The sequence below is a fragment of the Nocardioides sp. GCM10023255 genome (genome assembly GCF_042653125.1).
Taxonomy (GTDB): Bacteria; Actinomycetota; Actinomycetes; order Propionibacteriales; family Nocardioidaceae; genus Nocardioides.
This window is the reverse complement of the sequence record NZ_JBHSHU010000010.1, coordinates 234,495-257,576: the sequence shown is the minus strand read 5'-3', so window position 1 is coordinate 257,576 and position 23,082 is coordinate 234,495. Positions and strand designations below refer to the sequence as shown.

Annotated in this window: 25 protein-coding genes and 1 pseudogene; 22 read left to right on the top strand and 4 right to left on the bottom strand. The window is 70.7% G+C overall.

The features are described from left to right. Window positions 1-22: 22 nt before the first annotated feature. From ACFO9I_RS17820 to ACFO9I_RS17810, 3 genes are all read left to right on the top strand, one after another. Window positions 23-3,412 (top strand): pyruvate carboxylase, encoded by a 3,390-nt coding sequence (locus ACFO9I_RS17820; protein WP_379183267.1) that lies wholly within the window; start codon window positions 23-25, stop codon window positions 3,410-3,412. 73 nt (window positions 3,413-3,485) lie between these two features. Continuing rightward, the gene (locus ACFO9I_RS17815; protein WP_379183265.1) at window positions 3,486-3,872 is read left to right on the top strand and encodes a VOC family protein; all 387 of its coding nucleotides are present in this window, start codon (window positions 3,486-3,488) and stop codon (window positions 3,870-3,872) included. An 80-nt stretch (window positions 3,873-3,952) separates the two neighbouring features. Next, window positions 3,953-4,540 carry a DUF4865 family protein gene (locus ACFO9I_RS17810; protein WP_379183263.1) on the top strand — a complete coding sequence of 196 codons (588 nt, stop codon included), beginning with the start codon at window positions 3,953-3,955 and terminating at the stop codon, window positions 4,538-4,540. Between the two features lie 631 nt (window positions 4,541-5,171). Here ACFO9I_RS17810 and ACFO9I_RS17805 read toward each other — a convergent pair. Beyond that, window positions 5,172-5,384 (bottom strand): hypothetical protein, encoded by a 213-nt coding sequence (locus ACFO9I_RS17805; protein ID WP_379183261.1) that lies wholly within the window; start codon window positions 5,382-5,384, stop codon window positions 5,172-5,174. Between the two features lie 51 nt (window positions 5,385-5,435). Beyond that, window positions 5,436-5,756, bottom strand: a complete 321-nt coding sequence (locus ACFO9I_RS17800) for an NAD(P)-binding domain-containing protein (protein ID WP_379183259.1) — start codon at window positions 5,754-5,756, stop codon at window positions 5,436-5,438. A 197-nt stretch (window positions 5,757-5,953) separates the two neighbouring features. Between ACFO9I_RS17800 and ACFO9I_RS17795 the strand changes: the two genes are divergently transcribed. From ACFO9I_RS17795 to ACFO9I_RS17730, 14 genes and pseudogenes are all read left to right on the top strand, one after another. Then, a complete protein-coding gene (locus ACFO9I_RS17795) occupies window positions 5,954-6,274 on the top strand; it encodes a hypothetical protein (protein WP_379183257.1) in 321 nt (106 codons plus the stop codon). 313 nt (window positions 6,275-6,587) lie between these two features. Next, the gene (locus ACFO9I_RS17790) at window positions 6,588-6,806 is read left to right on the top strand and encodes a heavy-metal-associated domain-containing protein (RefSeq protein ID WP_379183255.1); all 219 of its coding nucleotides are present in this window, start codon (window positions 6,588-6,590) and stop codon (window positions 6,804-6,806) included. Window positions 6,807-6,926: 120 nt separating this feature from the next. Then, window positions 6,927-6,986, top strand: a pseudogene (locus ACFO9I_RS17785) (cation transporter); the annotation flags it as partial. Window positions 6,987-7,304: 318 nt separating this feature from the next. Further along, entirely contained in the window at window positions 7,305-7,478 is a 174-nt protein-coding gene (locus ACFO9I_RS17780; protein ID WP_379183671.1) for a hypothetical protein, read from the top strand. Between the two features lie 52 nt (window positions 7,479-7,530). Beyond that, the gene (locus ACFO9I_RS17775; RefSeq protein ID WP_379183253.1) at window positions 7,531-8,316 is read left to right on the top strand and encodes an MOSC domain-containing protein; all 786 of its coding nucleotides are present in this window, start codon (window positions 7,531-7,533) and stop codon (window positions 8,314-8,316) included. A gap of 89 nt (window positions 8,317-8,405) precedes the next feature. Then, window positions 8,406-8,675, top strand: coding sequence for a hypothetical protein (locus ACFO9I_RS17770; RefSeq protein ID WP_379183251.1), 270 nt, complete (start codon window positions 8,406-8,408; stop codon window positions 8,673-8,675). 129 nt (window positions 8,676-8,804) lie between these two features. Next, window positions 8,805-10,142 (top strand): MFS transporter, encoded by a 1,338-nt coding sequence (locus ACFO9I_RS17765; RefSeq protein ID WP_379183249.1) that lies wholly within the window; start codon window positions 8,805-8,807, stop codon window positions 10,140-10,142. A gap of 195 nt (window positions 10,143-10,337) precedes the next feature. Continuing rightward, complete coding sequence (locus ACFO9I_RS17760; RefSeq protein WP_379183247.1) at window positions 10,338-10,787, top strand: ester cyclase; 450 nt, start codon at window positions 10,338-10,340, stop codon at window positions 10,785-10,787. 315 nt (window positions 10,788-11,102) lie between these two features. After that, a complete protein-coding gene (locus ACFO9I_RS17755; RefSeq protein WP_379183245.1) occupies window positions 11,103-11,735 on the top strand; it encodes a DJ-1/PfpI family protein in 633 nt (210 codons plus the stop codon). A gap of 126 nt (window positions 11,736-11,861) precedes the next feature. Next, window positions 11,862-12,962 (top strand): alpha/beta fold hydrolase, encoded by a 1,101-nt coding sequence (locus ACFO9I_RS17750; RefSeq protein ID WP_379183243.1) that lies wholly within the window; start codon window positions 11,862-11,864, stop codon window positions 12,960-12,962. Next, window positions 12,959-13,528: a cysteine hydrolase family protein gene (locus ACFO9I_RS17745; protein ID WP_379183241.1), complete on the top strand. Its 570-nt coding sequence runs from the start codon at window positions 12,959-12,961 to the stop codon at window positions 13,526-13,528. Before ACFO9I_RS17750 ends, ACFO9I_RS17745 begins: the two co-directional genes overlap by 4 nt. A 205-nt stretch (window positions 13,529-13,733) precedes the next feature. Then, the gene (locus ACFO9I_RS17740; protein ID WP_379183239.1) at window positions 13,734-14,234 is read left to right on the top strand and encodes a DUF4865 family protein; all 501 of its coding nucleotides are present in this window, start codon (window positions 13,734-13,736) and stop codon (window positions 14,232-14,234) included. 633 nt (window positions 14,235-14,867) lie between these two features. Then, window positions 14,868-15,101 (top strand): heavy metal transporter, encoded by a 234-nt coding sequence (locus tag ACFO9I_RS17735; protein ID WP_379183237.1) that lies wholly within the window; start codon window positions 14,868-14,870, stop codon window positions 15,099-15,101. Window positions 15,102-15,179: 78 nt separating this feature from the next. Next, complete coding sequence (locus tag ACFO9I_RS17730; protein WP_379183235.1) at window positions 15,180-17,903, top strand: helix-turn-helix transcriptional regulator; 2,724 nt, start codon at window positions 15,180-15,182, stop codon at window positions 17,901-17,903. A 73-nt stretch (window positions 17,904-17,976) separates the two neighbouring features. On the opposite strand, the gene ACFO9I_RS17725 is transcribed toward ACFO9I_RS17730, so the two are convergent. Then, window positions 17,977-18,114, bottom strand: a complete 138-nt coding sequence (locus ACFO9I_RS17725) for a hypothetical protein (RefSeq protein WP_379183233.1) — start codon at window positions 18,112-18,114, stop codon at window positions 17,977-17,979. A gap of 252 nt (window positions 18,115-18,366) precedes the next feature. Between ACFO9I_RS17725 and ACFO9I_RS17720 the strand changes: the two genes are divergently transcribed. The 4 genes from ACFO9I_RS17720 (at window position 18,367) to ACFO9I_RS17705 (ending at window position 20,133) form a co-directional block, all read left to right on the top strand. After that, on the top strand, window positions 18,367-18,507 hold the full coding sequence (locus ACFO9I_RS17720) for a hypothetical protein (RefSeq protein WP_379183231.1): 141 nt from the start codon (window positions 18,367-18,369) through the stop codon (window positions 18,505-18,507). A 67-nt stretch (window positions 18,508-18,574) separates the two neighbouring features. Then, window positions 18,575-19,090 (top strand): GNAT family N-acetyltransferase, encoded by a 516-nt coding sequence (locus ACFO9I_RS17715; protein ID WP_379183665.1) that lies wholly within the window; start codon window positions 18,575-18,577, stop codon window positions 19,088-19,090. A gap of 185 nt (window positions 19,091-19,275) precedes the next feature. Then, on the top strand, window positions 19,276-19,602 hold the full coding sequence (locus ACFO9I_RS17710; RefSeq protein WP_379183229.1) for an aspartate/glutamate racemase family protein: 327 nt from the start codon (window positions 19,276-19,278) through the stop codon (window positions 19,600-19,602). A gap of 357 nt (window positions 19,603-19,959) precedes the next feature. Beyond that, window positions 19,960-20,133, top strand: a complete 174-nt coding sequence (locus ACFO9I_RS17705; protein WP_379183227.1) for a hypothetical protein — start codon at window positions 19,960-19,962, stop codon at window positions 20,131-20,133. A gap of 46 nt (window positions 20,134-20,179) precedes the next feature. On the opposite strand, the gene ACFO9I_RS17700 is transcribed toward ACFO9I_RS17705, so the two are convergent. Continuing rightward, window positions 20,180-20,551, bottom strand: a complete 372-nt coding sequence (locus ACFO9I_RS17700; protein WP_379183225.1) for a hypothetical protein — start codon at window positions 20,549-20,551, stop codon at window positions 20,180-20,182. A gap of 303 nt (window positions 20,552-20,854) precedes the next feature. Between ACFO9I_RS17700 and ACFO9I_RS17695 the strand changes: the two genes are divergently transcribed. Beyond that, complete coding sequence (locus tag ACFO9I_RS17695; protein ID WP_379183223.1) at window positions 20,855-22,435, top strand: molybdopterin-dependent oxidoreductase; 1,581 nt, start codon at window positions 20,855-20,857, stop codon at window positions 22,433-22,435. Window positions 22,436-23,082 lie beyond the last annotated feature (647 nt).

Sequence of the window (23,082 nt, the reverse complement as noted above, 5' to 3'; positions counted from 1 at the left end):
CAGCAACGAAGGGTCCCCACAAATGTTCACCAAGGTTCTCGTAGCCAACCGGGGAGAGATCGCCGTCCGCGGGTTCCGCGCCGCCGTCGAGCTGGGCGCTCGCACGGTCGCGGTGTTCCCCTGGGAGGACCGAGGCTCCGAGCACCGGCTCAAGGCCGACGAGGCCTACCAGATCGGCGAGCGCGGCCACCCCGTGCACGCCTACCTCGACACCGCGGAGATCGTGGCCACCGCGGTCAAGGCCGGAGCGGACGCCGTCTACCCCGGCTACGGGTTCCTGTCCGAGAACCCGGCGCTGGCCGAGGCGTGCGCCGATGCCGGGCTCACGTTCATCGGACCCAGCGCCGAGGTGCTCAAACTGACCGGCAACAAGGCCCGCGCCATCGCCGCAGCCAAGGCTGCCGGTGTCCCGACGCTGGCCAGCGTCGCACCCGGCACCGACCCGGACGCCCTGATGGCAGCGGCAACGGACATGCCGTATCCGCTGTTCGTCAAGGCCGTGGCCGGCGGCGGGGGGAGAGGGATGCGACGGGTCGAGAAGCCCGCCGACCTACGAGAGGCGCTGGAGGCCTGCATGCGCGAGGCCGCCGCCGCGTTCGGCGACCCGACCGTCTTCATCGAGCAGGCCGTGGTGGACCCGCGCCACATCGAGGTCCAGATCCTGGCCGACGCCACCGGCGAGGTGATCCACCTGTTCGAACGCGACTGCTCGGTCCAGCGCCGCCACCAGAAGGTCGTCGAGATCGCCCCGGCCCCCAACCTCGACCCCGCGATCCGCGACTCGATGTGCGCGGACGCTGTCCGGTTCGCCCGAAGCATCGGCTACACGTGTGCGGGCACCGTCGAGTTCCTCCTCGACCCGCACGGCAACTACGTCTTCATCGAGATGAACCCCCGCATCCAGGTCGAGCACACGGTCACCGAAGAAGTCACCGACGTCGACCTCGTCCGCGCCCAGATGGCGATCGCAGCCGGCGCCACCCTGGCCGACCTCGGGCTGTCCCAGGAGACCGTGCACCTGCGCGGCGCGGCGCTGCAGTGCCGGATCACCACCGAAGACCCCGCCAACGGGTTCCGCCCCGACACCGGCCTGATCACCACCTACCGATCCCCAGGCGGCGCCGGGATCCGGCTCGATGGCGGCACCAGCTACACCGGAGCCGAGGTCACCGGCCACTTCGACTCGATGCTCACCAAGCTCACCTGCCGTGGCCGCGACTTCGCGACCGCCGTCGAGCGAGCCCGGCGTGCCGTCGCCGAGTTCCGGATCCGCGGCGTCGCCACCAACATCGGATTCCTCCAAGCCGTCCTCGACGACCCCGACTTCGCGGCCGGGCACGTCACCACCAGCTTCATCGAGACCCATCCCTGGCTGCTGACCGCACGCTCCTCAGCAGACCGCGGCACCAAGCTGCTCACCTACCTGGCCGACGTCACCGTCAACCAGCCTCACGGACCCGCCCCCGCGAGCACCGACCCGGCGTCGAAGCTGCCGGCGCTCGACCTCGTCATCGATCCGCCGCCAGGTTCGCGCCAGCTGCTGACCCAGCTCGGGCCGGAGACGTTCGCCCGGCAACTGCGCGCACAGGACCGTGTCGCCGTCACCGACACCACCTTCCGTGACGCCCACCAATCGCTGCTGGCCACCCGGGTGCGTACCAAGGACCTGCTGGCGGTCGCCGGACACCTCGCCCGCACCACGCCGCAGCTGTGGAGCCTGGAGTGCTGGGGCGGAGCCACCTACGACGTCGCGCTGCGGTTCCTGGCCGAAGACCCCTGGGAGCGGCTGGCCGCGCTGCGCCAGGCCGTGCCGAACCTGTGCCTGCAGATGCTGCTGCGCGGCCGCAACACCGTCGGCTACACCCCCTACCCGACCGCGGTCACCGACGCCTTCGTGACCGAAGCCGCCACCACCGGCATCGACGTGTTCCGGATCTTCGACGCCCTCAACGACGTCTCCCAGATGCGCCCGGCGATCGAGGCGGTCCTCGGCACCGGAACCGCGGTCGCCGAGGTCGCGCTGTGCTACACCGGCGACCTGTCCGACCCCGCCCAGACGCAGTACACGCTCGACTACTACCTCCGGCTGGCCGAACGGATCGTCCGCGCCGGCGCCCACGTGCTGGCCATCAAGGACATGGCCGGCCTGCTCCGCGCCCCCGCCGCCCGCACCCTGGTGACCGCGCTGCGAGCGGAGTTCGACGTCCCGGTCCACCTCCACACCCACGACACTCCAGGCGGACAACTGGCCACCCTGACCGCGGCCATCGACGCCGGCGTCGACGCCGTGGACGCCGCGTGCGCGGCGATGTCCGGCACCACCAGCCAGCCCGCGCTCTCCTCACTGGTCGCGGCCACCGACCACACCAGCCGCCAGACCGGGCTCGACCTGGACGCGGTCTGCGCGGTCGAGCCGTACTGGGAAGCGGTGCGGCGGCTCTACGCCCCCTTCGAGTCAGCGCTCCCGGCACCGACCGGACGCGTGTACACCCACGAGATCCCCGGCGGCCAGCTGTCCAACCTCCGTCAGCAGGCCATCGCCCTGGGCCTGGGGGAGCGCTTCGAGGAGATCGAAGACATGTACGCCGCGGCCGACAACATCCTGGGCAACATCGTCAAGGTCACGCCCTCCTCGAAGGTCGTCGGCGATCTCGCCCTGCACCTGGTCGCCGCCGGGGCCGACCCGGCCGAGTTCGCCGATGACCCGGGCCGGTACGACATCCCCGACTCCGTCATCGGGTTCCTCAACGGCGAGCTCGGCGACCCACCCGGAGGCTGGCCCGAGCCGTTCCGCACCAAGGCCCTCGCCGGGCGACGGAGCAAGCCGACCACCGTCGACCTCACCACCGACCAGGCCGAACAGCTGCAGGACCCCGAGCCGGCCGTGCGCCGGACCACCCTCAACCAACTGCTCTTCCCCGGCCCCACCAGCGAGTTCTCCGAGGCCCGCGCGACCTACGGCGACCTCTCGGTGCTGCCCACCCGCGCCTACCTGTACGGACTGCAGCCCGGCGAGGAGCAGGAGGTGGCTCTGGAAGCCGGCAAGAAGCTGCTCCTCGGTCTCGAAGCCATCGGTGAACCCGACGAGCGAGGGATCCGGTCGGTGCTGTGCACCATCAACGGGCAGCTGCGCCCGGTGCACGTCCGCGACCGGGCCGTTGCCGCTCCGGTCCCGACCGCTGAGAAGGCCGACCAGACCAACGCGGGGCACGTCGCGGCCCCCTTCGCGGGAACCGTGACTCCCACCGTGGAGGTCGGCGACCTGGTGACCGCCGGTGAGACGGTGGCGACGATCGAGGCGATGAAGATGGAGGCCTCGATCACCGCGCCGATCGGCGGCACCGTGACCCGCATCCTCCTGCCCGGCCCTCGCCCGGTCGAGGCCGGCGACCTGGTCCTCGTCGTGACCTGACCGACGGGAACACCGGCGCCGTCGTCGACCGTCTACCCTCACGCACACCCACTCATTGAGAAGAGAAGTTCCTGTGCCACATCTCGAGGCGATCACCATCCACGGCCAACGGCCCGCCGAGCTCGCGCGCTTCTGGTCCGACCTGCTCGACCTTCCCGTCGACCCCTCCGACGCGGCTGCGATCGAGCAGGGGACGCTCGGCGCGACCGAGGCGGTCCTGCTCGGGCGCCGCGATTCCCTGCACGTGTGGGTGAGCCCGGCCGAGGAGCTCTGCCCGCCAGGCGGACGAGTCCACCTCGACGTGGCCCTCGACGGGCCCGACGACCTGGACCGCCTGGCTGCGCTCGGCGCCGAACCGCGATGGGCCGATCCGGGCGGCCGCTGGCGGGTCTACGCCGACCCCGAGGGCAACCTCTTCTGCGCGGTGACCCCCTGGGACCGCAAGCCGCCGTCTTCCTAACAAGGCACCTCCGCTCGGGCACTCCTGCCCAGCGCCTTCATCGAGAAGGCCCGTCACCATCACGACCACGAGGAGCGGTCATGCAGCTCATGCAGTACGAGATCACCCTGCCCGCCGACTACGACATGGGCATCATCCGCCACCGGGTCGCCACCCGCGGATCGAAGACGGACGAGTTCCCAGACCTGGGCTTCAAGGCCTACCTCGTCCGAGAACGGGGCCGGTACGGTTCGCCGGTCAACCAGTACGCGCCCTTCTACGCGTGGGCCGGGCCGGGCGGGATGAACCAGTTCCTCTTCGGCCCACCCTTCGAAGGAATCCGTGCCGACTTCGGACGTCCAGCCGTGCGGACGTGGCAGACCGTCGGCGTCTTCAACGGACCCGCAGCCGCCCCGATGCCGACCGCCGCCACACGGGACGTCGCCGCCATCGATCCCGCTGAGGAGCTCGACGAGGTCGTGAGCCGGCTGCTTGCCGAGGCGACCGCCCTCGCCCACGAGCCCGACCTCAACGCCGTCGCGGTCGGGATCGACCCGTTCACCTGGCAGCAGGTGCGCTTCGCCCTGTGGACCAGCGAACCCCCGCACGAAGAACCCGGCGACCGGTACGAGGTCCTGCACCTCTCGCAGCCGCACCGACGGGGCCTGCCAGAGGGGAGGGCGTGGTGAGTGTCTCGGACCACGACCAGTGCTGAACGCGCTCATCGACCGTCCGGAGGCGCTGGCCACATAGCCGGTGACCGTCTCGCGGCACTTGCGACAGCGCGCGGCCCGGCAACGCCGGCGATCCGCAAACTGGCGTGACCGACGCCGCGGATACCTGCCGCGGCCTCCGACTGATTGCTACGAACTAGCAGCGCCTGTGCGGGTGGGGGCCAGTGCCTGTAGCGGTCAGGGCTTCGAGGCCTGAGCAACCTCCAGCTCGGCCGCGGGCAAGCCCCGGTGGGGATGTTGGCCGGACCGCCGCCGGTGACGGCTGGTGCTCGATCCGGCCAGCGAGCCAAGCGGCGCATGCTTGACGAAGCCGAGCAACGCGGAGCCGCGCGTGTGCTGCCAAGGAAGACCGATGAAGTACAGCGCTGGCACCTTCGTGACCCGCGCTTGTGCACCACGCCCGCGTCGGAGACCACGCCCGGGAGGTCGATCCAGGAGCAGTCGGGACGGAACCCGGTCGCCCAGATCACGGTGGCCGCCCGTGCCTGCGCGCCGTCGGCGAACCTCATGGTCGCGTCGCTCGTCCCGGTCAACCGCGGCTTCACGACCCCACCGGCGGCTCACACCTGCTTCAGCGGCGTCCCGATCACCAGGCCGCCGGGGCCCGCATCCGGCGCGCGAGCCGTGATTTCCCGGTCTTGGTGATCGTCCCGAGCTTTGTCAGCCACCAGAACAAGTCGCGGCCCCCGATGCGTTGCGGCAGCTCCAACGACTCGGTGCCGACGGCCAGCGTGAAGTCCCGCGTGCCGGCGAGCTCGACCGCGATCTGCCGACCGGGTGCTCCCGCCCCCACAACCACGACCGGCTCTGTGTCGACCTGGGTCGGGTTGCGGTAGTCGGCGCTGTGCAGCTACCGCACGCCGCTGCCCAGGTCGGCACCGATGCCCGGGAAGACCGAGGTCTGGAACGGGCCGGTGGCGACGACGACCTGCCGGGCGAGCACCAGCCCCTGGCTGGTGTGGATGGCGAACCGGTCGCCAAGACGCTCGAGGCGAGTCACGCGGGTGTCAAGCAGGATTGGCTGCTCGAACCGGGTGGCGTAGGCGTCCAGGTAATCGGCCATTTGGGCGGCTGTGGGTAGGTCTTGACCGGGGCGGGAAGGCAGGGAGCCAAGGGTCAACAGCGCGAGGCCGGTCATTAACATCCGGCGGCGGTCGAAGGGGTCGGCCATCCGGCCCCCAGCAGCAGGAAGCCGCTGCTGAGCAGCACGTACGCGCTGACAGCCCACTGGTAGTCGCCTGGTCTCCGGTTCGGCACTGACGCTGATCCAGGCCCGCGGCGCCGAGGGTGCCCGTGCGGCCATGCTGACCCCGGCGGCGATGACGTCGTAGCCACGGCTGGACCTCCGCCCAGTCCATCGGCGCTGCCTTGGCGGCGGCCGTCCCGCTCGGCGCGTTCGTGGTCAACGAGCGCAAGGTGCTGCCGCGCGCCGGCGCGAAGAAGCTCATCGCAGCCGGCCTGGTCATCTCGGCTTTCGGGGCGCTCGTGCTGGTCTCGGTCGACGCCGACCCGAGCTACCTGACCGACGTGCTGCCCGGTTTCGCGCTCGTCGGTCTGGGTGTCGGTCCGATGTTTGTCGCAATCTCGGTCGCCGGGATGAGCGACCTCCCGCAGGAGCAGTTCGGCACGGCGCCGGGCCTGCTGATGACCGGCCACGAGATCGGCGCCGCCTCAGCGTCGCGACACTGACGGCGATCGCCGGGGACCTCACTACCCAGGTCGGCATCGTGAACGCGGCCCAGGACGCATTCCTTGCGATCGCCATCGGCCTGGCCGCCCTGCTGCTCCCGACCGCCTGCTGCCCGCCCACGACCCCAACGCCCCGGCAGGCGGGGCCACGGTCACGGGCACGGCCACGAGCGCCCAGCCTGAACCTCGCCGGGCTTCCGGCCGGCACCCCGGCGTGAATCCCGGCCATTTCCCCGGTGCCAGGCCGGCGACAAGCGCCGAGGCTGTTACCCATCCCCAGCAACACCCACCACCTCACCCGAAGGAGCAGCCCATGTCCACCGCCCGCACGCCCCGCATCTACCAGGTCACCGGCATGACCTGCGGCCACTGCGTCACCGCCGTCCAGCAGGAGGTTGGCGCCATCGACGGCGTCACCGCGGTGACCGTCGACCTCGCCACCGGCTCGGTCACCGTCACCAGCACCCGCCCCGTCGCCGACGACCAGATGACCGCCGCCATCGACGAGGCCGGCTACGAGCTGGTCTCCTGACCCCCACCTCCCAGCACCGACCGCACCCACGGTTGAGACCGAGATGACCACGACCACCACCCCGACGCCCGCCGGCGATGCGCTCAGCGGAGGCGTCGAGACCCCCTGACCATCGGCGGCATGACCTGCGCGTCCTGCGTCGGCCGGGTCACCAGGGCGCTGAACCGCGTCGACGGAGTGGTCGTGGCCTCGGCCGATGGCCGACGTCCTGGACAGTCACGAGATCCTCGTCGCCGGGACCATGCCCACGCGGTGCCGATCCCCGCGGCCGACGTGCAGAGCTGGACGGCGACGGCGTCCGAGTCACCCTCGAGGGCGAGGCCAACCTCGGTGACACCAGCGACTTCGCGCTCCGCTTCCAAAGCAAGCCCGACGGGGGAGCGGTCGACGACCTGCAGCCCCATCTCGGCGCCGCCGGGCACGTGGCCGCGATGCGAGCCGAGGGGTCGACGTTCGCGCATCGCCACGCCGAGACGTTCGACGACCAGCACCGGCCCCGTGTTCGCGCCGACCGGCACGAGCTTCGGACCTGATCTCGACCTGCACGTGCGTTTCGACCGGCCGGGCGCCTACCGGCGGTGGGCGCAGTTCAGGCTCGGTGACGGCACCGTGATCACCGCCCCGTTCGTGGTCCATGTTCACGACTACCCGGCCCAGGACGCCATGCACTGAATCTCCGCGGACCAGCCACCAACCGACCATCACCAGACGCCAGGAGCGCACCTTGACCATCTACGCCCACCACGTCCGCTCGCGGGCCGCGCAGCCGCCCGGCGACCAGCCACGGGCCTTCAACAACGCGCCCGCGTCCGAAACTGCGGCGAACAACGCGGACGGGGCCCCGTCCCTTCCTGGTGGGGAACCGCGCATCCTGTCCCTGAACGTAGGCTCCGCAGTGCCGGTGACTTGGGCTCGAACCCGGGACCGGAGCGCCATCGACAAGGGTCCCGTCGGCTCCGCGCTGGCCTCGCCCACGGGCTTGGCGGGTGACGAGTGCGCGGAGCGCCGATTCCACGGCGGACCCGACCGCGCCGTTTACGCCTTCGCCCGGGAGGAGCAGCACCACTGGAGCCGCCTGCTCGACCGCCCCCTCGACCCGGGCTCATTCGGCGAAAACCTCACCACCGTCAACTTCAACGTCGACCAGGCGCTGCTCGGCGAGCTGTGGCGCGTCGGCCAGGTGCTGCTGGAGGTCGCCGACGTTCGGACCCCCTGCGCGGTGTTCCAACACTGGATCGGACACAAACACCCGGACGCGCCCGACTGGCTGAAGCGGTTCACCGCTCGGGCTCGACCCGGCGCCTTCCTCCGCGTCCTCGAGGGCGGCACCGTCCGGCGTGGCGATCCCATCGAGGTCGTCTCCCGCCCGGCCCACTCGATGAGTGTCTCGGCCGTGTTCACCGCCCTGACCACCGATCGGCGGCTCCTCCCGCAGCTCCTCGACGTGCCCGCCCTGGCCGAGGCTCGTCGCGCCACCGCCGCCCAGTACGCCGCCCGGCACACCACCTAGCCGACGCCCGTCGTAGCGCCTTTCGCACCACGACCGACGATCGCCGAACGCGTGCCGGTGCTTGACCGCAGCCTCGCGATGGAGCCGCCATGACCGCGACCTTCCGGAGGGCAGACCTGCGTGTCCAACGGAACACCGAGTGGCGCACCGCGTCCGCCGACGTGCTGCCGATGTTCGTCGCCGAGATGCGTTCAGCCGTTCCGGTGCATCGAGACTCGCAGACCGGTGCGTGCGCCGGTGGAGGGTTGCTCGACGACCGCGAGTTCGCGGCACCCCTTCGAATGGCAAGCGCACCACCGGGCGGACGAACGCGTCACTCCCACTTGGCGGAGCTTCGTCCCTATGTGGGCATCGCGTGACACCAAGGCCGCGACCGACGAGCGGCGGGTTGGTCGCCCCACCGGTGCCGCAGCCGAGGTCAACAGCCGAGGCGCCATTCACCTGAACGAGTGATGTTGCGGCGAATCAGGCGAAGGCACCATCTAGTAATGGCTGCTGCGGGATCATTCCTCAAAGCCCAGGCGGCCCCGCGCGCGGGCCGGGCCGCGCTCGGACCGCGCGGTGTGGCCGTCGCAGCGACGATCGGCACCGCGATCGAGTGGTACGACTTCTTCGTCTACGGCACCAGCATCGTCTTGGTGCTCGGACCGCTGTACTTTCCCGCTGACGATCCGCTGAACAGTGCCTTGCTGGCGTTCTCCACCTTCGGTGTGGGCTTCTTGGTCCGGCCGTTGGGCGCCGTCGTCTTGTCGCACTTCGGAGACAGGGTGGGCCGCCGGCAAGCGCTGGTGTTCTCGCTGCTGTTGATGGGGGCCGCCACCACTGCGGTTGGGTTGGTACCCACCTACGCTCAGATCGGCGTCTGGGCGCCGGTCCTGTTGGTGCTGCTGCGTTGTGCCCAGGGCTTCGCCGTCGGTGGGGAGTGGGGCGGGGCGGTATTGCTCGCGATGGAGCACGCCCCTACCCGCCGGCGCGGTCTGTTCGGCTCGTTCCCCCAGTACGGCACGCCGTTGGGCCTGATTGGGTCTTCGCTTGCAATCTTGATGGCGGTGTCGATGCCAGCCGACGAGTTTCGCAGCTGGGGGTGGCGGATTCCGTTCCTCGCCTCGTCTCTGCTGGTGGTGGTGGGGCTGTGGCTGCGCGTGCGTGTCAGCGACGCCGAGGAGTTCTTGGCCGTGCGCCGGGCCGGCGACACCGCTCGGCGACCCGTTGCCGAGGTGCTGCGCCGGCATGGGCGCTTCGTGGTGGTCGGGACGGCGGTCACCTTCGTGTGCCACTCGGGATACATCATGACCAGCTTCCTGCCGGCGTACGCCACGACGGTGCTCGCCGTCTCCGACGAGGCTGCGCTGGTCAGCCTGATCATTGGGGCCGCGGGGCTGGTGGCGGTGCTCGCCGTGGTGGGAATGGCAGCCGACGGACATGGTCGCCCCTGGTTCGCGGTAGCAGGAGGATTGTTGTCGGCGGCCTGGGCCTTCCCAGCATTCATCCTGTCCGAGGTCGCGGGCGGGCTCGGCCTCGTGGTAGCGGTCACGGTCGCCCTTGCCGTGGGCGGGTGCCAGTACGCCGTGCTGCCGGCACTGCTCGCCGACCTGTTCCCGGTCCATCTGCGGTACAGCGGGATCTCGCTGTGCTTCCAGATCTCCGCCGTGCTAGGCGGGGGAGTCGTTCCTATCGTCGCGACCTGGTGGGTGGGGGTGGCCGACGGCAGCTTCGTTCCGGCGGCGGCGATCATGGCGTTCGCCGGGTTGGTCACTGTTGCGGGTGCGTTGGCCTGCCGCCGGGCAATGACGGGCCGTGCCGATGTCACCGCGGCGCCGCGGTGACGTAGTCCGCGCTACGCCGCACCGCGCGTTCAAGCCCGCCTTTCCGGACCCGTTGCGGCACCAACTGCGGGGGAACCCGGCGAATTCGCCGGTGCCAGGGTGCGGAGGCTCATTCGATGATTGGTGGGCGCCGCAGCGACACCGCGGGCACGTCCACGACGACAACGATCTCGACCGAAAGGACGACGGCGAGCCGTGCCGCACTCCGAAACCCCAATCCCCCAGCGACTGATCGGCGACTTCTACGGCCGAGTCTGGAATGCGTGGGACGCCGAGGCGGCGCTCCAGCTGCTGCACCCCGGCTTGACGTTCCGGGGCTCCTTGGGTCGGCACACCCGCGGAGTCGCAGAGTTCTTGGAGTACGTCGCGGACGTGCGTGTGGCCTTCCCCGACTTCCACAACGAGGTGACCGACCTTGTCGTCGATGTCGACCAGGCGGTCGCTCGACTCACCTACACCGGCACGCACTGCGGCCCTGTGCTCGGCCGACCGGCCACCGGCCGGCGGATCAGCTATGAAGGCATCGCCTGGTTCCGCGTCGACGCCGGGCGAATCTCCTCGGTCTTCGTGCTCGGGGACGTTGACAGGCTCCGCGACCAGCTACAGCCGGTCCCGGACGCGAAGAGCCGGGACGCGGCACCATGACCGACTCACCGGCTGCCACTCCGGCCAGCGAGCGTCCGGTCGCCGCCCAGGTCGAGGCCCGCCTCGACGACCCGCGCGCATCCGGCACGGAGACCGTGAACGTCGGCGCAGGAGCCCCCGGCGCCTGTCGAAACGCTGTCTCGGTCGGCAGGACGGCCGACACAGGCAAGTGGCTCCCGGCGTCGTGGCCGCTCGACTGCGCGACGCACCAGCCCAGAAACTTCCAGCTCGGTCGTTGGACCGTCCAATCAATCCGGTGCCACGACCAACCGCAGGACCCATCCCCACGTGAATTCCTGGAAAGGACAACAGCCCATGCAGATCGCGATGGTGCTCTTCGAGCACTGCACCGCCCTTGATGCCGTCGGCCCTTACGAGGTGCTGAGCCGCTGGCCCGACGCAGAGCTCCGCATGGTCGGCGAGCGTCCGGGCCTGGTGCGTACCGACACCGAGATGCTCGCCCTCAACGTCGACACCACTTACGACGAGGTCCCCGAGCCCGACATCATCATGGTCCCCGGCGGCTACGGCCAGCGCGACCACCGCGACGGCAGCGCGCTGGTCGAGTGGCTGCGGACGGCCGACCGACACACCACGTGGACCACGTCGGCCTGCACCGGTTCCCTCATCCTGGCCGCCGCCGGGCTGCTCACCGGCCGACGCGCCACCACCCACTGGCTCGCCCACGACGACCTGGCCGCACTAGGTGCCATCCCGACCGAGGACCGGGTGGTCTTCGACGGCAAGTACGTCACCGCCGCCGGCGTCTCTGCTGGCATCGACATGGCGTTGACCCTCGCCGCCCGAGGCCTCGGCGACGAGATGGCCCAGATCATGCAGCTCGGCCTTGAGTACGACCCTCACCCGCCGTTCGCCACCGGTGGCCCCCGCACCGCCCCCCAGTTCGCCATCGACGCTGTCTCCGCGGTCCGCGACCTCATCGTCTGAGGTCGGGGATCGCGACGCCGTCGACGACACCACCTGAGAGGACCCCCCATGTCGATACTCGCTGCCCGCGGACACCGAGAGTTCACGGCCCTCATCGGCCACCACGCAGACGACGCGCTCGCCGGAGTGCTGGAGCGCTCGCCCCAGATGTACTCCTGGCTCGTTGAGGGAGCCTTCGCCGGTCCGCTGGCCGATCCGCGCCTGTCTCGGCGCGATCGGGAACTGGCCACCGTCGCGGCGCTGGCCGCGATGGGCGGCGTCGAGCCCCAGCTGCGCGTCCACATGTACGCGGCGCTACGCCAAGGCGTCACTCCCGAGGAGCTGAGGGCTGTGTGCGAACACGTTTCCGTCTACGCTGGCTTTCCCCGTGCCCTCAACGCGCTCACGGAGGCCGACGCGGTCCTGGCGAATCACGCCACGCGGAACCCGATTCCAGTTCGACGACTGCAGTTGAGTGACCACGCCACTGAGGTCGCCGAGATCGGTGAGAAGGACGGCGACGCCCCCGCGGTGGTGCTGGTGCACGCCCTCGGGCTGACCTGGCGGATGTGGGAACCGGTGATCCACGACCTCGCCCGTGGCCGCCGGGTCTTGGCCTACGACATCCGCGGCCATGGCGCTGCGACCGACGCCCCGCCGCCGGCCAACATGGACACCCTCGCCGGCGACCTGCACGAGCTGATGCGGCAGGTCGGACTGAGCAACGCGCATGTCGTCGGACTGTCCTACGGCGGCGCGATCGCCCAGGCGTTCGCCGTCAACCATCCCGACGCCGTCGAGTCGCTGACCCTGGCCGCCACCACCGACCGGCCCTTCGACTCCTTCGAGGCGCGAGCTACCGCGGTCGAGCGCGAGGGTACCGCCGCGCAGGTGGGCCCCTCGTTGACGCGGTGGTTCTCCCCGGCGGCGCTAGCCGAGAACGCAGCCGGCGTCCGGTACGCCCGCGAGTGCGTCCTTCGCGGCGACCCGACCCAGGTCGCCGCCGCCTGGCGGGCGTTCCTCAAGCTCGACACCTGCGACCGGCTCACCCGGTTCCGCAAGCCGACGCTGGTACTCGCCGGGGAACGGGACGCCTCCACTACCCCGGAGGTGATGCTTCCCATCGCTGAGAACCTGCCCGACGCGACCTACGTCGAACTGCCCGGCGCCCCGCACATGCCCACCCTGGAGACCCCGACCCTCGTTGTCGAGGCTCTCGACCACTTCCTGCCTGGGAGCTCCTCGTGACCGCCACCAACTTCAGCGGGTACGCCCTCGTCGTCGTCGACACCCAGGTCGGCTTCAACGACCCCTGGTGGGGCAGGCGCAACAACCCCGCCTGCGACACCAACATCGAACGCCTCGTCGACGCCTGGCACGAGCGTGCCTGGCCGCTGGTCTACGTCCGCCACGATTCCGACAACCCGGACTCCCCGCTGCACCCCGACAACCCCGGAAACCAGCTCAAGCCCTACCTGCAAGCCGACCCGCACCTGCTGGTCACCAAGCAGGTCAACTCCTCCTTTCACGGCAGCCCGGATCTGCACGCCTGGCTGACAGCGGCCGGCATTGACGGCATCGTGGTCTGCGGCATCACCACGAACCACTGCTGCGAGACCACCGCCCGGGTCGGCGGTAACCTCGGCTACCAGGTCAAGTTCGTTCTCGACGCCACCCACACCTTCGACCGCGAGGGCCCCGACGGCACCACCTTGACCGGCGACCAGTTGGCTCGGGCCACGGCAACCAACCTGCACCGCGAGTTCGCCGAGGTCGTCTCCACCGACCAGTTGCTGGCAGCCCTCACAGCGTGACCTCACCGCCGCGCCACCGGCGAGACGGCGGCGCGGCGGCCGAGCTTGAGCGGCCGCCACCAAGCCCAGATCTCTCCCATGCTTGCCTCGTGCGGATGCTGCCGAGAAAGGACGACACCCCAGCCTCAAACCCGGGCAGCAGGAACGACACCCAGGCGGGACCGGCAGGCTCGCCATGCCGTACGAGATGCGCCGTGACTAGGACATGGCCGCGATCGGGAACCGAGTCGCGACCAAGGGCCACGCCCTTGACAACTACCCAGGCCTAGGGCTCAAGGCCTACCTCGTGCGCGACGTATCCACGCGCGCCCCCGTCAACGCCTACGCGCCGCTCCACCTGTGGGCCCACGAGGCAGCGATCGGCCTGTTCCTGTGGGGTGGCGACGGATTCGGCGGCATCGTCCGTGACCCCGGCCGGCCGGCCGTGCCCACCTGGCTCGGGGGCGCCACCGGCCCGGGCCGGCCCACGGCACGCTGCTGTGCCGGGCGGTCAAGACCACGCACCAGATCCCGCTCGATCTCGACCCACAGACTGCCGCCGAACAGGCACCCCCCTCACCGACTTCTCGGCGAGGACGAGCTCCATTCGGCCATGTGGGCCATCGACCCGAGGTCGTGGGAACTCCTGGGGATCAGCCTCCGCGTCAGACGGAGGTACAACGCGGGAGCAGAGCCCGGTGCACACCTGCCGGAAGCACAGCCCTGAGCGGCTTACGGAAGGCACCCGTACACCGTCCAGCCCCGACACCGTCACCTACGAGGTACTGCACCTGTTCACCCCGGAGATCGACGCGCTGGCGCGGCGGTGCGTGGGATCCCTGCGCTCCCAGCACCGATCCCGAGTGATCCCCCGTGTGATCCCGGCGGTTTTCCCGGTGCCAACCAAGGGCGCTGCCGCGAAGGTTGACACCACCGCTGCCACGGCGCAGCAGGCCCAAAGCATGACCCGCCCAGGCACCAGCGCCCGAAGACAAGCCTCGAGCCCGAGCCTGACTCCAGGAGAGACGTTGACCCAGCAGCCCCAACATTCGATCGACCCCGGCACGTTGACCGGCGCGCCTGAGGTGACGATCCGACGCGCCGCTGTCGACGACGCGGCTACCGTCCGAGCCCTCGTGCTCGAACGGGCAAACAACCCCGCAGTGAACACTCGCCTGCACCTGCGGCGGCTGACCCTGGGCACCAACGCAACCGCGGCCGAACCGTCCTGGGCGGCCCTCGGCTACGGGCCCCCCGAGGCGCCCATGCCGTGCTCAGACGTCATGAGCACCGACGTGACCGTTAGGACCCATCCTGCTCGCACCGTGCGAGCCGACGGGCCATCCTTGAGGAGATTGCGATGATGCGGAACACCCCACGTACGTTTGTCGGCTCGGTGGTCTTCCTCCTTGAAGGCCCCGTCTGTGGTCACATCACGGACGCCGTCCACGCTCAGGTCGGGCAGTTACCCGGGATCACTCGCTGCATCCTCGACGTCGCGGAGGGCACCCTGCTGGTGACGGCCGAGGCACCCGTGGACCGGACCGACGTGGTCGCTGTCCTGGACCGGCTTGATTGCCGGGTGCGGACGTGACGGCGCTCGCCCCCCGAAAGGGGGAACGATCGTGGACTCTCCACCCGTTGGTCGGTGCCGGTGGCTAATGTGGCGAGGGTGTTGTGGGGGAGAGAACGAGAACAGGCAACGCTGCAGGAGCTGTTTGATCGTGCCCGGGCCGGGCACGGTTCGGCGCTGCTGCTCCGGGGCCAGCCCGGGGTCGGCAAGTCCGCGCTGCTCGAGGACGCCGTCGTAGCCGCCGATGACCTGACCGTCCTGCGCACCCGCGGTGTCGAGTCCGAGGCGCCCCTGCCGTTCGCGGCCCTGCATCGACTCCTGCGGCCGGTCCTTGCTCGCCTGGACGACATCCCGGCGCCGCAGGCGGGCGCACTGCGCGCGGCATTCGGGGAGTCCTCCGACGATGTCGGGGACCGCCGCCTGGTCTACCTGGCCACGCTGAACCTGCTTTCGGGTGTCGCCGACACCCAACCTGTGGTGGCCGTCGTCGACGATGCGCACTGGCTCGACGACGCATCCGCCGCGGCGCTGCTGTTCGCCGCCCGCCGGCTCGAGGGCGAGGCCGTCGCCATGCTGTTCGCCGTCCGCGACGACGAGACCGGCGCGTTCGACTCCCGCGATCTGCCGGTGCTGACCGTCACCGGCGTGGACGCGGGCGCGGCCGAGGCGTTGATCTCCGACCAGCTCGGCACCAGCCTCGCCCCGCAGGTGCGCGCCGAGTTGCTCGAGGTCACCGCGGGCAACCCGCTCGGGCTGCTGGAGCTGACCCGTGCCCTGAGCGCCGAGCAACTCTCCGGCCACACCCGCCTGCCGGACCGGCTGCCACTGACCGAAGGCGTCGAGCGCACCTTCCTGGACCGGTACCGCCGCCTGTCGTCGTCGGCACAGACGCTGTTGCTGGTCGCCGCAGCCGACGACTCCGGCCGCGCGTCGACCATTGCCCGCGCTGCTGAGAGCCTCGGGTCCGGCCCCGACGCGATGGATGAGGCGGAGCGGTCCGGGCTGCTGGCCGAGCACGACGGCGTGCTGACCCTTCGGCATCCGTTGGTCCGGTCCGCGATCTACGGAGCCGCCACCAGTTCCAAGCGTCGCCAGACCCACCGGGCGCTCGCCGACGCGCTCGTCGGCACGCCCCAGGAAGATCGACGCGCCTGGCACCTGGCGGCGTCCGTCGACGGCCCCGACGAGGAGGTCGTCGCCGCGCTCGACGAGGCCGCCGAACGGGCCCGGCGCCGCGGCGGTCACGAGGCCGCGGCCGCGGCGTGGACGCGGGCCGCCGAGCTGACCCTCGACCCACACGCCCGCGCCCGACGGCTGTTCGCCGCGGCCGGCTCGAACATGGCCGCGGGTCACCCGATCGAGACCGACCGCCTGGCACGCGCCGCGCTGCTGGACGCCGCCGACCCACTGTTGCGCGCCGACCTCCTCGCGCTGCAGGGGCAAGTCGAGTGGAACAGTGGCTCGCTCGACGACGGCTACCGGCTCGCGTGCCAGGCCGCGACGACGGCAGCACCCCATCACCCCGCTCGTGCACGGGTCCTCGCGATGCTCGCCGCCGCGCTCGCCTCCTTCGGCGCTCGATCCGCCGACGCACCCGACCCGACCACGATCGTCCCGGCCCCGGCACCCGACGCGCCACCGGAGGAGCTGGTGGCCCAGTGGCTGCTCGACGGATTCTCCGCCGTCCTCCGCAACGACTGGCCGGTGGCCGCGGATGAACTGCGCCGCGCGTGGGCTACACCCATCGGGCCGGCCGCGCCGCCTATGTTGCACCACAACCTGGCGGTCGCAAGCCTCCACCTCGGCGACGACACCCGCGCCATAGCGTTGCACGACCTGCAGCTCCAGCACGCCCGGGAGGCGAGCGCGGTCAACATGATCGAGCACGCTCTGACTCGCGGTGCGGTCTACCGGATCGCCACGGGGGCTTGGGGGGAGGCTGCATCGCACGCCCAGGAGGCGGTGCTGATCGACCGCAACCTCGGCCTCGACGAGCTGGTGACGTTCCCGCTGGCCGAACTCGCCGTCATCGCCGCCTTGCGCGGTGACCAGCAGGCACCGGACCAGCTCCAGGAGCTCGAGGACGCCTTGGAGCGGCATCCACCGCGCGGCACGATCACCGGCCTCGTCGCCGGACTGGCGAACTGGGCGAGGGCCCGACAGGCCGACATCACCCCCGCGACCGCGCTGCATCATCTCGAGCAGATCGAGCTGCCCGCCGCGCGCGGGCTGGCGGCCCTTGACCGGATCGAGACCGCCATTCGGGCGGACCGCCGCGACCTGGCGAAGGAGTGGCTCGACGAGCTCCGCTCGTTCGCCGAAGGCACCAACATGGCCTGGGCATGGGCCGCGACCTTCCACAGTCAGGCTGTCCTCGGCGGCGTGGACGCCGAGGAGAACTTCCGCAAGGCACTGGAGTGGCACGCCCGCTCGTCACGGCTTCCCGCCCGGGCCCGCACCCAGCTCGCTCTGGGCGAGTTCCTACGCCGCAACCGGCGCCGCACCGACGCCCGCGCCCCGCTGCGCGACGCCCTGGAGACGTTCGAGACCCTCGGCGCCACCTTGTGGGCCGACCGCGCCCGGCAGGAACTGCGAGCCTCCGGGGAGACCGCCCGCCGCGGCGCCGACCTCGTCGCCACCGAACTCACCGCCCAGGAGTCCCAGGTCGCCGGCCTCGTGCGCCAGGGCCTGTCGAACAAGGACGTCGCCGGCCGGCTGTTCATCAGCCCGCGGACCGTCGACTTCCACCTGCGCAACGTCTACACCAAGCTCGGGATCAGCTCACGCACCGAGCTCGCAGCGCTCCAGCTCGACCCGGCCTGACCGCACTCGTCGGCGTGGGGCCGGGAGCGATAACGGGTTGCTCGTCCGAGGCTGAGCAGCCGATGGTCGCCTGTCAGTCTGCGGGACGCTGGAAGGCCGGGGGCAGCAGGTCGGTCGGCGGCACGCTCACGACGCCGTCCTCGGTCGGGATGGTGACGCGGTTGTACGGGTGATAGTCAACGAGCACCTGCCGATCCCCGCCGAAGGTCATGGGCCAGATCGTGCCAAGTGCGTCCTGCCCGTAAGTCCTCAGGTCCACTCCGCGCCAGGCACGACCAAGCTCGGGCAGGTCGGACAACCCCGCCGCTCGCCGCAGGCGAGCGGCCAGGGACCGTCGACCTCGAAGGGCGCAGGGTGCCGGTTCCCAAACCCGGCGAAATCCCCGGCGCCACAAACCCTGCTCACTCGCGACGATGGCAACGCCACCGCACACCGCGGACACCAGAGAACCTAGGAGAACGCCATGAGCACCATCTACACCATGTCCCCCCAGATCGCCCGCCTCGAGATCGACCGGCGGCTCCGCGACGCGGACGACGCGCGTCGCCGACGCCTTGCTCGTCGCGGCTCGTGCGCCCGCGGTCGCCGGCTCGGGTGGCGATGAGACGCGCAACGACGCTCACGACCGCTGACGACATCTACGCTGCTGCCGTGCTGCCTCCCGATACGAGATCCGCCCCCTGACGGTCGACGATGCGGCCGTCCTGGCGACGGCATACACCGTCAACCGTGAGCACCTCGCGCCGTGGGAGCCGCGACGCACCCCGGGGTTCTTCACAGAGCCCTGGCAGCGCAAGGACGCCGAAGCGAAGGTCGCGGCCGCCGAGGGTGGGCAACAGCACGCGTGGCTGATCTGGCAAGGCGAGGAGGTCGTCGGCCGGGTCAACCTGACCAACCTCGCCCGTGGCGTCTCCCAGAACGCCTCGCTCGGCTACTGGGTCGACCACCGGCACACCGGTCGAGGGATCGCCACCGCCGCCGTTCAGTTCGCACTCAAGCGAGCCACAGGCCTTGGCCTGCACCGAATCGAGGCCGGCACGCTGGCGCACAACGAGGCGTCCCAGGTAGTGCTCCGCAGATGCGGCTTCACCCTGATCGGGACGGCGCCGGAGTACCTGTTCATCGCCGGCACCTGGCAACACCACGTCCTGTTCCAGAAGATCCTGCACCGGCGCCCACCGGAATAGCCCCATCAACCCGTTCGGAGACGACCGGGCGGCGCTTGCGAACGAAGCAGCACAGGAATCAGCGGAAGGGTCAGTGGAGCGTATCGGGCCGCTCGGCGGGACTAGTTGGGAGAGCACCGCCTTGTAATAACAATGGCATCGCCGAACGATTCGGCGACCTGCACTCCGCAGACCTGGCCCTGATCTTGGTCGACTTCGCCCCGATCGCCCACCTCCAAGCGGGGGGACGCTGGGACGAGGCCGGCCAGCTTCTGGCTGACCGCGCCCGTGAACTCCAACTTGCCGGAGACGACCTGGTGATGCTGTGTACGAACACGATGCTGAAGATCGCAGCACGCACCCTAGACGCCATCAACATCCCGTCGCTGCACATCGTTGACGTCACTGACGCCCGCGCTCAGCAGGCCGACGTGCGCCGGGTTGGCCTGGTCGCGACGAGGTTCACGATGGAGCAGCCGTTCTACCGCGACCTGATGCAGTCACACGGTAACGGGGTTCTCGTCCCCAACTAGCCAGCCGTGACCTGAGGCCCCGGGTCATCTACGACGAGCTGTGCCGCGGCACCTGGTCGCAGGCGGCGCCCAGGGCGTCATCCTCGGTTGCACCGAGATCGAGCTCCTCATCACCCAGGACGACTGCTCCGTCCCCCGTCCTGCCCACGACCGCGTCGCACGCAGCCGCCGCGATCGAGGTCGCACTCCGCTGACGACCAGCCAGCCACATGGCTGGCCGCATACTCAGCGACCCGGCCGACAGCGCCCGAAATCCCGGCCGTCTACCCGGCGAATCTCCCGGTCCGACAAGAAGCCATCCGCGACAGCGTCGAACCCATCACCGGACGCCCTCGAGGCGGCCACCAGGACCAGGAGATGAGCCCCATGTCGTACATCATCGAGGAAGAGACCGGCACCTACACCGGGCCCCGGCGCCGCCACAACGGCTACTACGCCGGCGACTTCAGCCGCACCCCGTTGGCCACGCCCGAGCAGCTCGCCGCCATCGCCAGGATGCGTCCAGGGAACCTGACGGGTTGGCGATCCTGACCCAGCCCGACCAAGGAGACGTACTGTCGGCACCGCTCAGCGCCGGTCAGCCGTGCAGGTTCGCGCCCGTCAGGATGACCACGGCCAACAGGGCCGCCATGACGAAGTCCACTGCTGCGCAGAACGGCGGCCACCATCGCGTGTGCGCAACGAAGCGGGTGCGATGCTGCCACGCGTCCTTCAACCCGTGGCCGGACAACCCAGCCACGAGGAGCCACGCCGAGCCGGTCACTCCTGCGGCGGCGACGACGGCGAAGACGCCCGCGACCGTGCACTCGGCCGCGATGACCCGCGCTCGACCGTCCGCGACGCTGAACCCGATGTAGATCGCTGCGATCAGCGCCAGCCCGAACGCGTAGACCGTGGCCGGCGGCAACCACCAAAAGGCGAGCGGCGACGCCAGCTGCGCGATCCCCACCACGACTCCCCACAGAATCGGGACACGTAGGTCCCGCACGCTCCCGTCGGTGGGAAGGCCTTCGTGTCGCTGGTCGCGCGGAGCCATCGCGGGGTCACCTCCGAATGCCGTCATGCTGCCACAGGCGCGGCGGCCGAATTGAGTATCTGGCTATCGGCAGGCGAGGTTTGCTCAATATCGACTTGCGCCCCGGCCGGAAAGGTTCGCTGGTCTCTTGACCGGCACCCCGCTCTGACCTGCAATGGCGCTAACGCTGCCGAAGCCAGTCCGGCACCACCGGACTCACTCGTCACAGGAGGACCGATGACCCACCGCCCCGCACCCGCAGGCCGGGTCGGTCTCCTCGCCGGCCTGATGGCGGCCGCCGCCGGCGAGATCACCGCGTCGACCACCGGGCACGGCCGCTCGCCGGTCTCCGGCCTGGCCCGCGGCCTGGTCGACCTCGCCCCCGCAGCCCTCGTCGACGGCGGCGTGGCCCTGGTCGGCACCGCCGACAAGCCCGGCCTCGTCGCGATCGCGACCGGAGCCAGCGGCCTGACCGCGGCCGCCGGCGCCTCCGTCGCGACCCGCCGCCCCATGCTGGGCGCCGCCATGGCCGCCGCACCCCATGCGGTGGGCGGCATCCTTGCGCAACGCAAGGGCGACGCTTCCGCACGCGACACGGCCACCGCGACGGCGGCCGGGGTACTGGTCGCCGCAACCGCTGTCGCACCGCTTCGGATCCGGACACCGCTCGCACTGGTCGCCGCCACGGCCACGGCCGCAGCTGCGGTGGCCACCGACCGCCGTGCCCGCCGCCAGGATGAGGCCAACCTCCGCAACCGCGTCCAGCTACCGGCCCCAGCCCACCCGTTGCCGGAACTGCCCGGCGACGCTGCGAGCCCTTACGCGGGTGTGGACCCACTTCTACTTCGGCCGGGTGACTTCCCGGTCATTGACATCACCGTCCCCGAGCCCCGGATCGACCCCGACGTGTGGCGGCTCGAGGTCGGCGGGCGGGACGGAGAAGTGCATGCGCCCCTCACCCTCACGCTGCGCGACTTGCTGGCGATGCCGCTGACCGAACGCGACCTGCTGATGGTGTGCGTACACAACCCGGTCGGCGGCCGCCGGATGGGCTGCGCCCGCTGGACCGGGATCCCGCTTGCGGACCTGTTCGAGCGGGCCGGCGTCCTCGGCGATGACGGCTGGCTGCTGGTCGAGGCCGTGGATGGTTACACCAACGTGCTGCCCCTCGCGGACGCCCGCGCCCACGCCTTCCTCGCACTCGGCATGGCCGGCGAACCCCTGCCCCGCGAGCACGGCAGCCCCGCCCGGTTGCTCGTCCCCGGCCGAACCGGACAGGACGGCAACACCAAGTGGGTCCGCAAGCTCACCGTCACCACGACCCCGCCTCTGTCGTACTGGGGTCGGCGCGGTTGGCTCGATGGCACCTACCCGGTGCATCCGGCTGCCCGCATCGACGCACCCGGCCGGCACGCCCGGATCGAATCCGGCATGGTGACGGCTCGCGGGTACGCGTGGGCGCCGCCGATCGGCGTGGATGCCGTACAGCTGCAGGTCGATGACGGCCCGTGGGTCGACGCCGACCTCGGCATCGACCTCGGCCCCGACGCCTGGCGGCCCTGGTCAGCCGAGTGGCGGGCAACGCCGGGCCGCCACGAGCTGCGGGTCCGATGCCGCACCACCACCGGTCAATGGCAATCCGACACCTCTGCCACGCCGTACCCGCACGGAGTCCGTGGGCTTCACGCGGTCGCCCTCCACGTCGACGGAGGCCCCACGGGCCCATCGATCCGCCGGCTGGCCAGCGAGACCGCCACGCGCCTGACTTGGGCGGCACGCAGCGTCGCGGCATGGCGGAGCGAGGCACCCAGAAGCTGAGCCACCGCGCAACGCGCGGTGAAGGGACGGTCGTGCCCTGTCGTGCACAGACGCGCCAGCCAGGTGCGGCAGGGGTACGCGGCGGCACGTAGAGCGGCAACCGGTTGCCCAAGCGCGGTACGCCTGGTGACGCACCGATCTGCGGCCGCCCGCGGCCAGGTGTGGTGCGGTCAACCACTCGCCAATCGGGCGCACGGGCACGTCGAGCACTTCGGCTTCCGGACGCGAGGCAGGCACCGCCGGATTCTTCCCCATCCGAACGCACGGCGCCCTAGTGCACGTCACCCTGGCGACGACGCACGTAGTCGGCCCTCGGTAACCTTTTCGGAGACGGAGGACGGGGCAGGGTTGAGCGGCTCAAGACCGGCGGCCGCGCGGACAGCCGCCGCGGCATGACATCGGGTGATAGCGCGGCTCGGGCGCGATCCTGTCGGGGTTCTCGGCGGCGTTCACAGCCGCTGCGGTGGTCGCCCTCGCCACGGCCGTGCTGACGGGACGCACGTACTTCGAACCAGCTCGGTTCGAGATGTTCGCCGCCGCCGTTGCACATGTTGAGCGGTTCCCGACCAGGCCCCGCAGCGCGCACCGCGCAGCCGCGGTTGCTGGGCTCACCGGTCGAATGGCCCGGTGCGAACCGAGCCGACAGG

Coding starts and splice junctions, on each gene's coding strand:
- ACFO9I_RS17820 (WP_379183267.1), top strand. CDS start 23: ATGTTCACCAAGGTTCTCGTAGCCAACCGGGGAGAGATCGCCGTCCGC.
- ACFO9I_RS17810 (WP_379183263.1), top strand. CDS start 3,953: ATGCAGCTCATGCAGTACGAGATCACCCTGCCCGCCGACTACGACATG.
- ACFO9I_RS17800 (WP_379183259.1), bottom strand. CDS start 5,756: ATGGCCGACCCCTTCGACCGCCGCCGGATGTTAATGACCGGCCTCGCG.
- ACFO9I_RS17790 (WP_379183255.1), top strand. CDS start 6,588: ATGTCCACCGCCCGCACGCCCCGCATCTACCAGGTCACCGGCATGACC.
- ACFO9I_RS17770 (WP_379183251.1), top strand. CDS start 8,406: ATGACCGCGACCTTCCGGAGGGCAGACCTGCGTGTCCAACGGAACACC.
- ACFO9I_RS17765 (WP_379183249.1), top strand. CDS start 8,805: ATGGCTGCTGCGGGATCATTCCTCAAAGCCCAGGCGGCCCCGCGCGCG.
- ACFO9I_RS17755 (WP_379183245.1), top strand. CDS start 11,103: ATGCAGATCGCGATGGTGCTCTTCGAGCACTGCACCGCCCTTGATGCC.
- ACFO9I_RS17740 (WP_379183239.1), top strand. CDS start 13,734: ATGGCCGCGATCGGGAACCGAGTCGCGACCAAGGGCCACGCCCTTGAC.
- ACFO9I_RS17735 (WP_379183237.1), top strand. CDS start 14,868: ATGATGCGGAACACCCCACGTACGTTTGTCGGCTCGGTGGTCTTCCTC.
- ACFO9I_RS17725 (WP_379183233.1), bottom strand. CDS start 18,114: ATGACCTTCGGCGGGGATCGGCAGGTGCTCGTTGACTATCACCCGTAC.
- ACFO9I_RS17720 (WP_379183231.1), top strand. CDS start 18,367: ATGAGCACCATCTACACCATGTCCCCCCAGATCGCCCGCCTCGAGATC.
- ACFO9I_RS17705 (WP_379183227.1), top strand. CDS start 19,960: ATGAGCCCCATGTCGTACATCATCGAGGAAGAGACCGGCACCTACACC.
- ACFO9I_RS17695 (WP_379183223.1), top strand. CDS start 20,855: ATGACCCACCGCCCCGCACCCGCAGGCCGGGTCGGTCTCCTCGCCGGC.